At 58.4% G+C, this 14502-nt stretch carries 16 protein-coding genes; 8 read left to right on the top strand and 8 right to left on the bottom strand.

Annotated features, from left to right (window positions below; all coding sequences use genetic code 11):
• Window positions 1–36: 36 nt before the first annotated feature.
• Window positions 37–204, bottom strand: coding sequence for a hypothetical protein (locus DXX99_RS12180; RefSeq protein WP_420809014.1), 168 nt, complete (start codon window positions 202–204; stop codon window positions 37–39).
• Between the two features lie 11 nt (window positions 205–215).
• Window positions 216–497 (bottom strand): type II toxin-antitoxin system Phd/YefM family antitoxin, encoded by a 282-nt coding sequence (locus DXX99_RS10240; protein ID WP_115793385.1) that lies wholly within the window; start codon window positions 495–497, stop codon window positions 216–218.
• Window positions 498–653: 156 nt separating this feature from the next.
• Here DXX99_RS10240 and DXX99_RS10235 point away from each other — a divergent pair, with 156 nt between their 5' ends.
• Window positions 654–917, top strand: a complete 264-nt coding sequence (locus tag DXX99_RS10235; protein WP_205664702.1) for a hypothetical protein — start codon at window positions 654–656, stop codon at window positions 915–917.
• Complete coding sequence (locus DXX99_RS10230; protein ID WP_115793383.1) at window positions 886–1305, top strand: PIN domain-containing protein; 420 nt, start codon at window positions 886–888, stop codon at window positions 1303–1305. The genes DXX99_RS10235 and DXX99_RS10230 overlap by 32 nt, the downstream gene beginning before the upstream one ends.
• 194 nt (window positions 1306–1499) lie before the next feature.
• Here DXX99_RS10230 and DXX99_RS10225 read toward each other — a convergent pair whose 3' ends face one another.
• Together DXX99_RS10225 and DXX99_RS10220 are read right to left on the bottom strand one after the other, a co-directional pair.
• A complete protein-coding gene (locus tag DXX99_RS10225) occupies window positions 1500–3755 on the bottom strand; it encodes a stalk domain-containing protein (protein WP_420809013.1) in 2256 nt (751 codons plus the stop codon).
• A 714-nt stretch (window positions 3756–4469) separates the two neighbouring features.
• On the bottom strand, window positions 4470–5459 hold the full coding sequence (locus DXX99_RS10220; protein ID WP_115793381.1) for a DUF4349 domain-containing protein: 990 nt from the start codon (window positions 5457–5459) through the stop codon (window positions 4470–4472).
• A 194-nt stretch (window positions 5460–5653) separates the two neighbouring features.
• Here DXX99_RS10220 and DXX99_RS10215 point away from each other — a divergent pair, with 194 nt between their 5' ends.
• From DXX99_RS10215 to DXX99_RS10200, 5 genes are all read left to right on the top strand, one after another.
• A complete protein-coding gene (locus tag DXX99_RS10215; RefSeq protein ID WP_115793380.1) occupies window positions 5654–5896 on the top strand; it encodes an AbrB/MazE/SpoVT family DNA-binding domain-containing protein in 243 nt (80 codons plus the stop codon).
• Between the two features lie 115 nt (window positions 5897–6011).
• Window positions 6012–7556, top strand: coding sequence for a transposase (locus DXX99_RS10210; protein WP_240610907.1), 1545 nt, complete (start codon window positions 6012–6014; stop codon window positions 7554–7556).
• Window positions 7553–7690, top strand: a complete 138-nt coding sequence (locus DXX99_RS12260) for a hypothetical protein (RefSeq protein WP_240610906.1) — start codon at window positions 7553–7555, stop codon at window positions 7688–7690. The genes DXX99_RS10210 and DXX99_RS12260 overlap by 4 nt, the downstream gene beginning before the upstream one ends.
• Window positions 7691–8005: 315 nt before the next feature.
• The gene (locus DXX99_RS10205) at window positions 8006–8455 is read left to right on the top strand and encodes a type II toxin-antitoxin system VapC family toxin (protein ID WP_165847828.1); all 450 of its coding nucleotides are present in this window, start codon (window positions 8006–8008) and stop codon (window positions 8453–8455) included.
• A gap of 20 nt (window positions 8456–8475) precedes the next feature.
• Entirely contained in the window at window positions 8476–9090 is a 615-nt protein-coding gene (locus tag DXX99_RS10200) for a helix-turn-helix domain-containing protein (RefSeq protein ID WP_115793378.1), read from the top strand.
• A gap of 802 nt (window positions 9091–9892) precedes the next feature.
• Here DXX99_RS10200 and DXX99_RS10195 read toward each other — a convergent pair.
• The 3 genes from DXX99_RS10195 to DXX99_RS10185 form a co-directional block, all read right to left on the bottom strand.
• Entirely contained in the window at window positions 9893–10798 is a 906-nt protein-coding gene (locus tag DXX99_RS10195) for a site-specific integrase (protein ID WP_115793387.1), read from the bottom strand.
• A gap of 1176 nt (window positions 10799–11974) precedes the next feature.
• Complete coding sequence (locus DXX99_RS10190) at window positions 11975–12403, bottom strand: type II toxin-antitoxin system VapC family toxin (RefSeq protein WP_115793377.1); 429 nt, start codon at window positions 12401–12403, stop codon at window positions 11975–11977.
• Window positions 12400–12741 (bottom strand): hypothetical protein, encoded by a 342-nt coding sequence (locus tag DXX99_RS10185; protein WP_115793376.1) that lies wholly within the window; start codon window positions 12739–12741, stop codon window positions 12400–12402. Before DXX99_RS10185 ends, DXX99_RS10190 begins: the two co-directional genes overlap by 4 nt.
• A 178-nt stretch (window positions 12742–12919) precedes the next feature.
• On the opposite strand from DXX99_RS10185, the gene DXX99_RS10180 reads away from it, so the two are divergent.
• Window positions 12920–13756 carry a flagellar basal body-associated FliL family protein gene (locus DXX99_RS10180; RefSeq protein WP_165847827.1) on the top strand — a complete coding sequence of 279 codons (837 nt, stop codon included), beginning with the start codon at window positions 12920–12922 and terminating at the stop codon, window positions 13754–13756.
• Between the two features lie 187 nt (window positions 13757–13943).
• Here DXX99_RS10180 and DXX99_RS10175 read toward each other — a convergent pair whose 3' ends face one another.
• The gene (locus DXX99_RS10175) at window positions 13944–14228 is read right to left on the bottom strand and encodes a hypothetical protein (RefSeq protein WP_240610904.1); all 285 of its coding nucleotides are present in this window, start codon (window positions 14226–14228) and stop codon (window positions 13944–13946) included.
• Between the last annotated feature and the right edge of the window lie 274 nt (window positions 14229–14502).

The following is a 14502-nucleotide window of genomic DNA, read 5'->3' as shown; positions in this document are numbered from 1 at the left end:
CCGGCCTTGCCCTCTACGGCACACTCCAGAACCTTGTCATCCTCCGGATCCTTCTGCACTACAGAAATCCTCTCTTTCGGATACACCATCACTACCCAGGGAAGAGCGAGAATCCCCTCCAGCAGGTGTGAACTGGCCGAGTATCCAGGCATCGAGCACTTTCGCCGGATGGCTCCTTTTGCTCAAGAAGGCTGAGACCAGCACGCTGGTGTCAATTACCGCCCGCACTTCCGCACTTCCTCTATTTCCCTCAGCACGTCTTCCTCAGTAAGCCCGGCTTCTTCTCCCCGCTGTCGCATCTCGTCCAGCGCGATTTTGAGTTCCAGCTGTTTTGCTCTCTCGGCCAGCCGCTTTAGCTCCTCGTAACGGGAGTACCCAATCAAAACGCCCCTGGGCTTCGAACGCAACGCGATGATCCACACTTCCCCGCCCTCGGCCCGCTCCACGTACTCTCCCAGCCGCGGCCTCAACTGGTCCACCCCTATGATCCTCTCCACGAACACCCACCTCAAAATTGACCTTGGCATTACGTTTTACCTTCATGATAACTCGAAGAAGGGGCTCAAGTCCACTCCCGCACTTCCCCCGTCTTCCATAAAAGTCTTGAGCTCCTGCCTCCAGTGGAATACAATGTGGTTCAGGAGGTGGCCACAATGGAGCTGCTCTCGGTGAGGGACTTCAAATCACGGGTGACCAAGCTCATAAGGGAGAAAAAAGTCGTGCTGATTTTGAAGCGCGGCCGGCCGGTGGGATACTTCGTGCCCTGGGACGAAGCCTGCGCCGGGGAGCCTCTAAAGAAGGCAGCGCTGGAGACTCTCATGGCAGCGCTGGCAAAAGAGCGCGAGGTAAAGGGCATAAGCGAAGAGGAAGTGATGGCCGATTTCGATGCTTTCAGGAAAGCTCGCCGTAGATGCTAATCCCATCTTGTCGGCAGCAATAGGCGGCAAGGCAGGCCAGGTGTTTTTGGCAGGCAGCGAGTTGGAATTTCTGACGGTAGAGCCGGTACTCGATGAGGTGGAAAAGTACCTGCCGATCCTGGCAGCGAAAAAGGGGCTGAGCCTGTCTCTCACGAAAACGGCCCTGGCGCTATTGCCCCTGGTGGTAGTTCCCACCCGAGAATACGCGGCTTTTATTGGGAAGGCACAGGAGTTGATAGGCCAAAGGGACCCGGACGATGTTCCACTACTGGCGCTTGCCCTGACATACAGGTATCCGGTATGGACAAACGACAGCGACTTCCAGAGTATTCCGGGCGTAGAAGTGATAACTACTGCGGAACTCTTATCGAAACTAGCTAACAACTGACCCCCCCTCTTTTCGGAGAGTGTGCTCGCCTTTCGCGAACTGAAAGCCTGCAATTCGAGGGCCTTAAGCTTGCAGTTTTGCGTCCTGCCTGCGGGGCGTAGGTTCGCGAAAGAAGTTTTTCGCGAACCCAGAAGCCGGCACCGCAAAAAATCAAGGCCCCGGGAGCCTTCCCGGGGCCTTGCTGGCTTAGACCCTTACTGCGCCTGGCCGGGGGTCTGGACCACGTTGCGGAGCACGATCACCTGCTGGTTCTGGGCGTCCCACTCGACCTGGCAGCCAAGCGCCACGCTCAGCCACCGGACCGGCAGGAAGAAGCGCCCGTCCTTGATCACCGCCTTGGCGTCCATGGCGATCTGGGTGCCGTTGACCACCAGGATGTTGGAGTCGGCGGTCACCTGGACCACCCGGTCGCCCTTCATGAAGGTGGCGGTCCGGGTCTCAGGGTTCCACAGGATGTTCTCCGGCGTCACGCCCGCGGCGTAGGCGATGTAGCGCATGGGCGCCATGGCCCGGTTGGTGACGGGATCGATGTAGGGAGCGGCGTCCATGGTGTACTCCTTGCCGTCGATGGTGTACTTGGCCTCGTTGATCTTGAAGATCGCCTTGCTAATAACCTCGTGCGGCGCGGGCGTCACGCACTTAGCCACAGCCGCCTTGGCTACCGTGTTGTGCCCCTCGAAGAGGTTATCATCAACAAACTTACTGCCGTCCCACTTCTTCAGCGTCTCGTTGACGGCCGTGCCCTTCACCTTGAAGACCAGGTCGCCCTCGGGCACCGTGCGGTTGAGCGTCACCTTGACGCCGCTGATCTTAATCTTGGAAGGAGTGGTGCTGCTGCTCTTGATGGGGATGATGATCTGGCCCTCCAGAGCAGGGGTCTTATCGGTGCTCACGGCCGAAGCGTCGATCTGCAGGTCGCCCTCAACAACCTCCACCTTGGGCGTACCGTCGAAGGTGACGCCCGCCGGAGCCTCGATGATCAGCTTGGCCTGCGGAGCCCCGGTAGGCGTGGCGCTGGTAATGTAGTCATTATTCTTGGCCCAACCCGTGACCGTGCCGTGGATGGCGTCGGCCATGTTCTCGGTGATGGTGATGTCACCCACCTGCTGGCCGCCCAGGCCGATGATCACCTGCGGCGTGGAGGAAGCACTCACGGTTACCGGAGCCTTCACCGTGGCCAGCACCACCGTGCCGGTCACGCCCTGGCTGCCGCCAACCTCGATCTTGAGGTCGCCCGAGAAGTCAGCCGCCGGCGTCACCTGCATGTCCTTGAGCACGATCTTGGCCGGATCAGTCTGACCCTCTGTGCTGCCGCTGAAGGTGAGCTTCAGCATCCGGCCATCGCTACCGACAACCGCGGCATCGCTAATCCTTATGCCGCCGTAGTTCTGAGAAAGCTCGGTGTCAATGTTGGGAGCCTGGGACCAGCGCACGTTCTCCGGCAGGGTCAGGGTGATGGTGCGGCCGGGGATCAGGCTGCCGGGGATGGCCTCCTTGATCTCCAGCTTGCCGATGTCCTGAGCCACCTTGCCAGCGATGATATCGGTCTTGGAGTAGGCCTTGACCGTTACGCCGTACTCGCCGTAGTTGGCCACGATGAGCTCGGAGGGGCTGGCCGTGGTGGCACCGGAAACGGTCACCTTGACCTCGCCGGTCTTGGCCACGCTTTCATCAACCTTAATAGAAGCGCTCAACTTGAAGAAGGTGTCCCTGTCAGAAGCTGCACCCGCAGGTACATGGATCTCCAAGTCGCGGTCATCGTTGGTCACTACGAAGTACGCCTGGTTAGTCGGCGCTGTTGCCGGGTTCACCCGCGGGTTGGCGGGGATGTGCAGGGTGCCCCACATCACATTTACAGAAAAGCCCCTGTCCTTATCCCACTTGAAGCCGGGCGGGAGCCGCAGCTTCAGCGCCGCGGTGCTACCGGAGTCCTTCAGCGCCCCAGCCGCATCCTCCTTGATGTCAATCACGCCGATCGGCCCGCCGGAGGAGCTGATGCTGGGCACGCTCTCCACCGCCAGGGTAGCCTTGCCCACGCCCACACGGGCAATGACCACGGAACCGCTGGAGAAGGTGGAGTCCCCAGGAGCGGAAGCAGTCAAAACGATGTCACCAGTGACACCAGTGGGCACCTTGATGCTCAACGGGATGAGAATGCGGCTGTCATCCTTATCGCTGTAACTTCCCGCAAGTCCGGTTACCGTGAGCTTTACCTCGGTATTCGAGATCCGCTCGAGCTTGAAGCTGGCACCATTCCTAGTATCGAAATAGTTGGTGCCGGTGATGGAGGTGTTAGTTGTGGCAGAAGCCGAGACCGCAGCTCCAGTGGGAAGCGTCACACCCGAAGCAGCGGTCAGCGTCAGGCTCTGTGCCGTGGTGCTGGTAAGATCCACGGTGCCGGAGAAGGTGGCCATGAGATTGCCGGAGGTGTCCTTAATAGTGCCGCTCACGGTCACGGTACCGGCATACTTCCCAGGAGAGGTGCTGTCATAATACGTATCTCCGCTTATCTGAGCGCTGACAGTGTAGTTGTTCCACCCAGTGAAGCTGCTACCCCTGAGCGTGATTACTAACTGCCCCGATATCAGGGTAACAGGCAGCGAGAAATTACCACTGCTGTCGATCGTAGCTGTCCCAGATCCCGAGACTGCACCACCCGCAAAGCCCGGGAAGAGCACATACCCGCTCGGGGAGCTGGGCAGGCTCAGGATCACATACTTGCCGATTCCCGACGAGGAATCGTACGAAGTCTTAGCACTCACCGGGTCCATGGTGATGGTCAAAGTGCCGATCGGACCCGAGTACCCGGCGTTAATCGTCTGCACGTAGTTCATGCTGTACGTGCAGGCCGCCTGCGCCGGCGTGGCCAGCGGTACCAGCAGCGCCGCCAGCATGGCTACGGTCAGCAGTACGGAAAGCCATCTTTTGCGCGCCTTTATCAAACTCTTTCCCTCCCCTTAAAATTTTGGAGTTTGGCTTTTGGACGCCAGTCAATCCGCCAGTTAGCTAACAACCTTTCAGTCCTTCCTCTACTCACCCCCTCGACCCGGAAACTTCTTGAGGGAGACCGGAAGATCCGGCTTCCTTGACTCCCGCTGCCATATACTTTAGACAGCCGGTTGCTCGAAAAAGTTCCGCTCCCCGGCAAAAAATTTTTCTCCGGCCTACCTGCTAGCCACCAGCCACACGAGGACGGTGCAGCTACCCACGGCCGCCTCCAGCTTTTCTATCTCTTCCTCCAAGGCCCTGCGCTCCTCCGGGGAGGCGTACTCACACTTCGCCTTAAGCTCGGCCAGCCGCTGGGTCACGTCCTGGCTGCTCTCCCACCTGTCCTGAACGGACCCTATGCCGGAGCTACACAGGGCCTTGACGAAGGCTTCCCCCTGGGAGGAGGAGAGAGTAAAAACGAGCTCTACCCCGCCGCCAATCGGAAGCTCATGGTTTTCCCGCGCGCCGAACTGCCGGGCCAGGTCCCGCACCCGCTCCTCAGCCTGGGCCACGTCAGCCACCTGAAGCTTTACGAAGCTAGACCTGACGAGTTGAGGGTGGCTCAGGAAGGCCCTGGGTAGCTCGGCCTGCGGCTGGGCTCCTTCCTGGGGAGAACCGACTTCCCTTTGCACTTTGGAAGGGCCGACTTCCCGTTGGCCCTTTGCAGGTATAGGGGCTACGGTAGAACCCGGAGAAGACGGCTGTTGCTCCTCAGGAGCTTCAACTCCGCCAACCTTCTCCTCACCCTGGCCGACACCGGAGACCTTCTCTTTGTCCGGCATTTCAGTCCCCTTGTTATCGGGGCAGTAGCCGTCATGCCCCCTGTCCGCCACCACCGGCGGGAGAGCAGAAGGTGGAGGAGAAAAGCTGGCCTTGAAGAAGGCCCAGGCGCTACCGGCCATCACCAAGAGCCCGGCCGCCACCGCCAGCACCAGCCTGAGCCAGCCAAGATTCCGCCCGGCCTCCTTCTCCGGAGCGGAAAGCCTGGCCATCACCCTGTCTTTGAAGCCGGGTGGTGCAGCAGGGGCAGGCAGGGACAGGCCTTCTTTTACCTTCTGCCAGCAGAGGTAAACCTGCCGGCAGGAGGGGCACTCCTCAACGTGCGCCCTTGCCTCTTCTGTGAGTTCTCCATCCCAAATCAGTTCCTGCACTCTCCGGCAGCGCAACTCAAGCTTCTCCTTCCCAAGCCGAAAAAGCCCCTGTTATTTTTTTAGACCCCTTCAGGGACAAAAAAGTTCCAGAACCGTTCAGGTGCAAAACAGAAGCAAACTCTGATTTGGACAGCACCTTCTGTTCGTCAGAAAACTCTTGATTTTCTCCAACACTGCTTTTACAATTCAGACCAAGCGGAGGTGAAAATATGGCGATAGTTGAAACCGTCCGACTGGGATCCAAGTGCCAGATGGTGCTTCCCCTCAAGATAAGAAAGGCTCTGGGAGTCACCGAAGGGGACGAACTGCTGGTGTTGTTCCTGGGTAACGCCGCAGTGCTCGTGCCCAAACCCAAAAGCTATGCCGACCGTCTCCTGGGCCTGCACCGCGAGGTCTGGGTAGGCATTAACCTCGAAAAGTACCTTGAGGAGGAGCGGAGCAGTTACGAGTAATAGCACTGAGTTTGACTGAATTTCACCGTTTTGTTGGAACTTTTAATTACCCATCGCTGAAGCGGCAAGAAGGTTAGTTGTACACGCCTTTAACGCCTCCGGGAGCTGATAAAACGTGCCGAAGAAGAACGGAAAGAAATTTAGCTTCACCGTCTGCGGGGAGTTCTTCCCGGAAGTCTACCCCGCCTTCAGGTCTCTGCGGTGGAGCCGGGGCGAGGAAGACCCCCTCGCCACCGAGATGCGGCTCTTCTGCGCCTGCCACCGCTGGGCCTTTAAACGGCTCCTGGAAGGCGTCTCCCGCGACGAGGTGAAAAAGCTGGGGCAGGAGCTTTTCGGGCTTAACTCCCGCTACGTGGACGACGCCAGGCTCAAGGCCCAGAGCACCATTGATTCACAAAGAGAGCTTTTAAAGCTGGAGATAGAGGAGACCGAGAAGAAGCTCAAAAGGGCCAGGAAAAAGCTGGGCTTTGCCGTGAAGAAGCTTAAAAGAGCGGAAGAGAAAGGACTTCCGGAGGACGAACTGCGGAAGCTTGCGCTCGCGGTCAAGGGGCGGGAAAACCGCGTCTCTTCCCTGGAAAAGAAACTCAGGGAACTGAGAGAACACAAAGAAAACGGTACCATTCCCAAAGTGATCTTTGGTGGGAAGAAGCTCTGGCGGAGGGTTTGCAAAGGTAAAGCTTCCAGGGAGGAGTGGCGGGCGGCGCGGAAGAACCGGCTCTACTCCCGGGGCGACAGAGAAAAGGGCGGCAACCCCAACACCAAACTCTCTCACGACGGTCAGGAATTCCGGCTATCCATCGCCATCTCCCACCTTTCGGAGCAGGTGGGAGTGGATAAGCTTGGCCGCCCGAAGGTGAGCCGCGCCCCTAAAGTAGAGGGGAGGCTCTGGCTTCCCGAAAAGCACAGGACCAGGGTACTTGAGCTTTTAGCCACAAAGCAGCCCTACACCGTGGAGATCATCCGGACGAAAGAGGGGCGCTATCTGGTGTACATCACCTTCGAGCTGGAAAGCCCGCCCGAACCGGACTTCTCTCAAGGCTGTCTGGCGGTGGACACCAACCCCGACGGGGTAGGGATAGCCAGCGTATCGAGACTTGGCCTGCCCGAGCCGTGGCCTGAAGGCTTTGAAGTTCCCTGCCCGAAGAACCTGGGCAAGTTCGAGGAGGAGTTTCAGGTGATCACCCACCCTTCGGGGTTCATGTACATTAAGGTGCCCGAGCTTGAGTACGCTTCCGGCTTCCGGCGCAGGTACCTGATAGGGGTTCTAGCCAAAGTGGTGGTGGACGTAGCCAAAGCTTTGGGAAAGCCCGTCGTGCTGGAGGAGCTTGACTTCAACAAGGGGAGGCTCGACACCTGCAAGGGATTTAACCGCATGGCCTCCAACTTTCCTCATGCCGCTATAAGAATAGCCCTGGTGCGGCGGGCGGTCAAAGAGAAAGTCGGCTACAAACAGGTTCTGCCCCGACACACTTCCACCATAGGCAGGCTGAAGTACGCGAAGAAGTACGGTGTACCCGTCCACTGCGCGGCGGCACTGGTGATAGGCAGGCGGGCCATGGGCTTCAAAGAGAAGATCACCAGAGAGATTAAAGAATTCGTGCTCCGGGTCAAGCAAAGGCTTACTTCCGGAGCTTCCCTGCCTGGGAAGGAAGAGGGATGACCCGGGAGGTTAAAGCCGTACTTCACCGGCTGGAGGAGAAGTTTTCCCTGCACAACGGGCTTCACATCGAAGCTCAAGAAAGTTTTAACTCCTGCTGGCGCGAGCTTAAAACACTGGCTTTAGCCTTTCGGTGACCCCGTTTAGCCGGGTGTCGGGACAAACCCGGTAGGGCGAATCTTCCAGAGCGGTGCCCGCGGTGGCGAACCGACACTACCCCTATCCCGGTGAACTCCGTCCTGCGGGTGTAAGACGCACCCCGTGAGTCCGGGCAGGCGAGACTAGGATACGGGAGAGGATAACCTCTCCGTGGGCGCTCCGGGTGGGACTCCCGGGCCCAGACCCCTTGGCACCTAAAAGACTTGCTTAGGAAGGGAGGTGCGTGCCTGGTTCGGAGGGGTCCCTGCCTGAAGTTAAATTCAGGTAGGTTTTACGAACCAGGAGCGGAGCTCTTGGGAAAGCTAAAGGACGCCGCGTCCCGTGCTGGCATCATTGCTCTTGATACTTGCTGCCTGATCTACTACCTGGAAGGAAGCCCCCTGGCGCATGAGCTCAGAAACGAAATCTTTCAGCCTCTAGAGCAAGGAGAGTTTCGTGCCGTTGTGTCTACGCTTGCCCTTGCGGAGCTGCTCGTCCGCCCCAAATCGCTCGGCAAAGAAAACGTTTGCGCCGAGTACCTCGCGCTGCTCTGCTCCTACCCCAACCTGGAGATAGTGCCGCTCACCGTGGAGATAGCGCTCCGGTGCGCCAAAATCCGGGCCACGAACCCCACCATCCGGACTCCAGATGCCATCCACCTCGCAACAGCGGCAGAAAAGGGCGCGAGAATATTCGTGACCAATGACTCGAGATTGCCTACAGAGGTAGAGGGAGTGAGGATCCTTCTTGTCCAGAAGAACTGAAATAGGGAAGGGATGAGAACTTGGGAGAGCTCCTAACGCCCAGGCAGGTGGCAGAAAAGCTTAAAGTGTCGCGGAAGACCGTGGTCAAGTGGATCAGGAGCGGGAAGCTTCCCGGCAGGAAGATTGGGACACTCTGGCGGGTGGACGCCAACGACCTGGAGGCCTTCCTGGGCAGGGCAGAGACTAGAAAGGCACCAGTTTCCGAAGCCCACCGCCCGCAGGTATTCCGGCCGGCGGATGTGCTGCGGCTCACTGGCGTCAACCGCAAGACCCTGCACTACTGGATCCGGGAGGGTTTCATTTCCCCCAGCATAGCCGGAAGATACGGCACCCACAAGAAGCACCTGTGGTCTTTCGGGGACCTGGTGGCCATCCGGGCGCTGCTGAAGCTCCGGCATTCGGGAATAGACCTTCATTCTGCCGACCTGGCCCGCACCCTGGTGCGCTACATCCAGGCCCGGGAGGGAATAGAGTCCGTCCCTCCGGACACCCTCCTGGCCACCAACGGGCGGACGGCGTTCGAAGTCGGCCCGGACGACACCTCCAAACTCTTCAACGAAGGCTGCCTCCTCATCTTGAACCTGGGCGCCATCGTGGCCGAGCTCCGATCCCTGCTGGCCATGGAGGAAAGTTAACATTACGGATCGACTCCAGCGCCACCAACTCCCTGACACCCCCTCTCCTGACCACTCCTGGCGTGAACGCGTACTAATCCATCGCTCTGTTTCCGCCAGGGCGGGAACCGCTCTTGCCCGCGGTCCCGTGTCCTGCCTGGCGCTGGCGGGGTACCTTGACCCTGGAAGTCCCGGACTTTAAAAGTACGGAATTCCCGATTCCACACTCCGAACTTATAAAGGGTCACGCAAGACCGTGTTTCCGCCCGGCGGATACACGAACTCTCTCAAAACTTGCGTGATTCTTCGACACAACGGGTGTCTACAACTCCGGAATTCCGGACTCCACGCCGCCCTTCCTAAACACCGGAGTGTTCCCGCCAGGGCGGGAACGAAAACTCACGGCGTCTCCTGGCAAAACGCCTGTTCAAAAACCCGGAAGTCCGGACTTTTTAAGCCCGGAGTTTTTAGCTCCGCGCCGGTAGAAGGGTTGTCAGCAGCTAACCAATTTACCGGGCTTTCTCGGATGAGAGTACGGAATCCGGTGTTTCCTTCTGGTAGTTGACCGGCGAAACTGATTCCTGTAAACTCTGCACCAGAGGCCGGTGTCCTATATGGTCGCCGGCGGGGGCTAACCGTTCCGTTCCCGGGGAGCTCCTGGAGCCATTTCCCGGCAAAGAAGGGAGCAATGAACCTGCACCACCTGGGTTAAAAACCGGAGTCTCGTCTGGTTTTGCCTAGCGTGGGAGGAACAGTGCCTCCTCATCCTGAACCTGGGCTCTATCGTGGCCGAGCTCCGATCTCTGCTGGCTCTGAAAGAAAACTAGCATAGATAGCAGCTCATGACGTCGGTGCGGTTGTGGCCCAGATCCCGGCTCACCTCAAGCTTGGCTCGCTTTTTAAGTTCCCTCGCCTTAAGCTCCGGGCTCTCAGCTTTAAGGCGCTCCATCTCTTCCTCCAGACGAACCCGGGTGTACTCGCGCCGGTAGACCTTCACCCCCAGCCACCCCGGGATCCGGGGAAAGAGCTTCTCCTTTCTTTGCTCTTTGGCTTCGGCCACTATTTCTCGGACACGCTCCTCCACGTCCCGCCGGACGCGGACCCACCGCCACTTTCCACCCTTGCCCCGGCGCACGTGCACCTGCAAGCAACCGTCCTTCTCCTGAACGTCTTCCACCCGCACCTGCCGGAGCTCCATACGCCTCAAGCCGGTGGCCCTAGCAAAGTCCACCAGAGCCCGGTACCTTTCAGGTACCTCTGCTTCCTTAAGCGGCCTGCGGTTCTGGAGACTTCTCGGGGGGAGTTCCACCTCCGAAGCCAGCTCCGGGTTAAGGTAAAGCTTCCTCAGTAGGCTGCGCTCCTTCTTAAGCGTCCACGGAGAGCAGCCTATCACATCGCGCCGGTAGACGAGAAACTCAGCCACGTAGGGCTTCACCACTTCGATGTCCCTCTTCTCGCGGGCCTCCTTCCCCTTGTCCGAGCGGTGCTCTTTCAGGTACCCGCAAAAGACGCCCGCTACTTGCAAGCAGGCCTTGAAGGTGCGGAAGCTGAAGATCCCCCCGCAAAGGGTCGCACGTCTTATAAGCTCCACCTTTTCCCCGCTTTCAAGCCACCACCGGCAGGCCTCCTCCGCCGCTTCTTTCTTGATCCTGTGCTTCTTCTCGCCCACCCTCAAGAGGCTCTCTGCCCTCAGGCGGAAAAGATGAAAGAGACTAGGCTTCTTCGCCACCTCAACCACCTCCTCCAAAGCGGGACTGGTCGGCTGAAGGCACAAAAAAAGATCCCCTGTCCGGGAAAGCCTCGAAGCCTTGGTTCATCTGGTTCTCCCGGCATATCCTGTTTCGCTCACGCCGTTTCCGTTTTCAAAGAGCACGCAGTTAAAGCTAAAGCACGTACCCGTTCGGGCCGGTACGCCGCCCTCCGCATAACAATCCTCCTCCTTCCTACGCCGGGGAGCTCCCCCGGCCAGGTCTTTCCCACTTCCGACAGACAGGAGACAACTGCCCCGCCTGTCGGACACACTTCTTCACGCCCCGCGTACTACGGGCACACGATCACCCGCAGCACGCTTACACCCTACGCCTTTTCGACCTCACCAGCGCGATTTTCCCTAGGGAAACTCCAGGGCAGGATCCTTCCTTGCCGTCCTGGCGGCCGGCCATAAAAACCCTTTACTCTCCGTCCCGGCGGACGGAAGCCTGCTTCACTCCAGACAGACCCTTCTTTTCTTCCCTACCCAGGAGGTAGGGCAACTTCTGTTATTTCCCTGCCTGGCGACAGGGTAAGCACCTCAAAGCCTCAACAGCAGTATATCTCAGCAGTCATTCCAGGCGCAATCATTCCAAAGCCGTACATGGCAAACTCATACCCACCGGGGGTATCGCTCCACGCGGGACATCAGACGCACGAGGCGTCACACCCTTCCCTTAAGCCCTTATAAGGGCTTTTTAATAAGTGTGCCTGCACACGGGGAAAAGCCTTGCGGCAGAAACACTCAGGAGTATTCCGCAACGCCACCGCCGGTATGAAACAGCGCCGTGCCCGTACCCCTCCCCCGTATTTCCGGCCACAGCGACGCGCCCCCCGCACCCCCCTAATGATTATTACCGGCAAACTGTCTGTCTGTGTACACAGTTCGCGCGCGCCCTATAAAATCACCAGGCTAAACAGTCTCTGTGAACAGTTCTGGCGTCACGGCTAACCGGAGGCGCCCAGTAGTGCCCGGGCGAAGCCGTTCACGTCCAACCCTTTTTGAGAAGAACCGAAAGGACCAATCCCTCCTCCCGGAAGGCCCTCCACGCTCATCCTGAGGCCCTACAAGGCCCCTTTCCCGAGGGGGGATATATCTTATATCCCCCCTCGAAAAAGCCACCTTCTAGGGCCGGAGATTTTTCCAGTAGGCCGATTAAGCTTCCCTCAACAGTCTCTCAAACCCGGCCTGCTCGAAATGGTGATCGGTAGTGAGTGCCTGCCGAACCTTCCGCTGCTTCATCACGACGAAGCTGATGCAGTCGGTGAGGCTCCACTCCTTATCCCCCCTGCTGCGAAACAGCAAAAGACCTTGCTGGAGTAGCTCAGGAGTTACGTGGACGACCTCCAGGTGCCCAGAGCGCTCGGCTCGGTAGATGTTGTCCACAAGCAGCACGGCGAGAGGGCGCAGAGAGGGCTTCCGCAGAGCATTGCACAGCTCGACGATGACCGCGTCAGTGGTAAGCCGGAGACATCCCTTTTTGGTTATCTCCCGATATATCCCAACCGCTTGGGAGTGCCAACGGTCGCTTTTGTTGCCGAGCGCGAGCCACCCCGCCGTGTCGATGAAGACCGCTTCCCTCATAGCCCCTGCTCGGCGTACCGGTCATGCTCCTGGGCAAGATCTGCTACTCCCGTTTCCAAAGCCCACTCGTCTGCCCGGAAGAAAGGATCGGCTTCAGGAGAAGAACGCTTCAGCCGGAGAAAGACCCCTTTTTGGATCTCCCTGTAGGTAGGGATCCTCCCCTCCCTCGCTCTGAACTCTTCGATGAACTCTCTAATGGCCTGGTGTACAGGTGGAGGAGGGGGAGGTACTCGGTCGCCAAGGTTATTTGGAGCACGGCCTCGTGTGAGCCCCATCTCCCTCTTGACCCACGCGATCCAGCAGGTTTTTATGGACGCCGGGCTGTTCACTAGAATCACCTCGGTTGCCTCTATCGAGTCGCTTCAACCGTAGTCTATGTTCTATTGCCCAGTACAGTCAAGCCTGGTTTCTGGATTCAGAAAGTCGGAGGAAAACCGCCGCGTTTCCCCCTGGATCCTCAAGCTTGCTGGTTATCTGATGCTCTGTGGCTGCGCTCTTTTGGTTGGAAAGGCAGTTGTGGGCTTCGTTTTGCCTTGTCTGCACGCAGCGAAGGAGCATATTGTTCAGTGGCTCAAGCTCACGTCGAAAACGCCGGAGGCACTCTACCTTTGTGGTGCATTCTTGCTGGCCAGCTTGCTTCTGGTCTCGGTTTTCCGCAGGATGGAAAACCGTGCTACGCACATCCCGGAGCCAGCCGGGCCGAAGCCGGTCGCCGAAGAGAAAGCAGAACCGAAAGCGAACTCGCGCCGAGGAGTGTTTCTGGCACTCTTGCTCATCGGAATCTTTGCCCTCAGCACCGCCCGTAGTGCTGCCGCCGTGAAAATGATAGAGTGGGTGCGACAGAACTTGACTGCGATGGCGACCAGGGAGACCACACCATCTGCAACGGAAGCGCCCCAGGTGCGACCTGAGCGAGCCGAGGCGCCTATACGGGAGGTACCGGTGGTAGAAGAAGCAAAGCAAAAGGGCGGAGCCGAAACTCAAGCCGCACCTGGTCAGGCAGCGAAGCTGGCCGGAGGAAAAAAGCCCGCTCAGCCGCCTTCCCCGTCCCCGCTCAAGACTGTGTCGCTCGATAGCATCGTGGTCAACCTGGCGGACAGCGACACCAACCACTACCTGCGGGTGACGGCGGTGTTAGCCGTTCCTGCCGACGAGAAGCTGGCTGAGGTCGAGGCCAAGAAGACAGAGCTTAGAGACCTCATGATCCAGCTTTTGCGGCACAAGACTTTTGCCGAGGTGACGGAGCCTGGCTATCCAGCCAAACTAGGGAAGGAACTCAAGCAGGAGATTAACGCTCGCTTAGGAGGGGATAAGGTGAAAGAGATCCGCTTCACCGAGTATCTGACTCAGTAGGGGCAGGGCACGCAGACCCACGCAGACTTAGCTCTTTGCTAAGCCCTCGCCCTCAATCCCTGTCGGGAAAGGCCCCCTACATCCATTCTAAGGCCTCAGAAAGCACTTTTCCTGACGGGGGGATATATCTTTATCCTCTGCCTCGAAAACCCGCCTCCCAGGGCCGGAGATTTTTCCAGCGGGCCGGCTAAGCCTCACTCTCTCCCTCCTCCTCAACGAACCTCTCCAGCACGATGTACCTGATGCTGTGCTTGGGCAAGAAGATCCGTGCCTCCTCCGTCTCCAGCAGCAAATTGTAGTCGTTTATCCCCAAAAGCTTGGCCTTAAACCTCTCCCCGCTCTCCAGCACCACCTCAAAATACTTTGCCTCTCTCAGAACATCCGCGTCCCAGTAACTAGGCTCGTGGGTGCCTCTTCGCCTTCTTCGCCAAACCTTCCCCCTCCCTAAAAACCGGAAGCCCAAAGCCCACAAAAACCTTCTCCCAGCCTGAAAAGAAAACCTGCCTGCAAAAGAACCAAAAAGCCCGAGCAGAGCTCGGGGAGACACTTCAGCACCATCTTCCTCATCATGCCACTCTTTCTCAAAAAAGCCCCGGAGCCATTTATTTTCTCCCACCCACCCCCCCTATAGCCTTCGGCGGCTTACGCCACCATACAACGGGACAGACATGTCACCCACAAAACCAAAAAATTGAGATCTACTGAGGACAAGTTGGGTACAAAGTCAATTCTGGTCATCAAGCAGC

The sequence above is a fragment of the Ammonifex thiophilus genome (assembly GCF_003368535.1).
Classification (GTDB): domain Bacteria; phylum Bacillota; class Desulfotomaculia; order Desulfotomaculales; family Ammonificaceae; genus Ammonifex; species Ammonifex thiophilus.
This window is presented reverse-complemented; position numbering and strand designations above follow the sequence as displayed.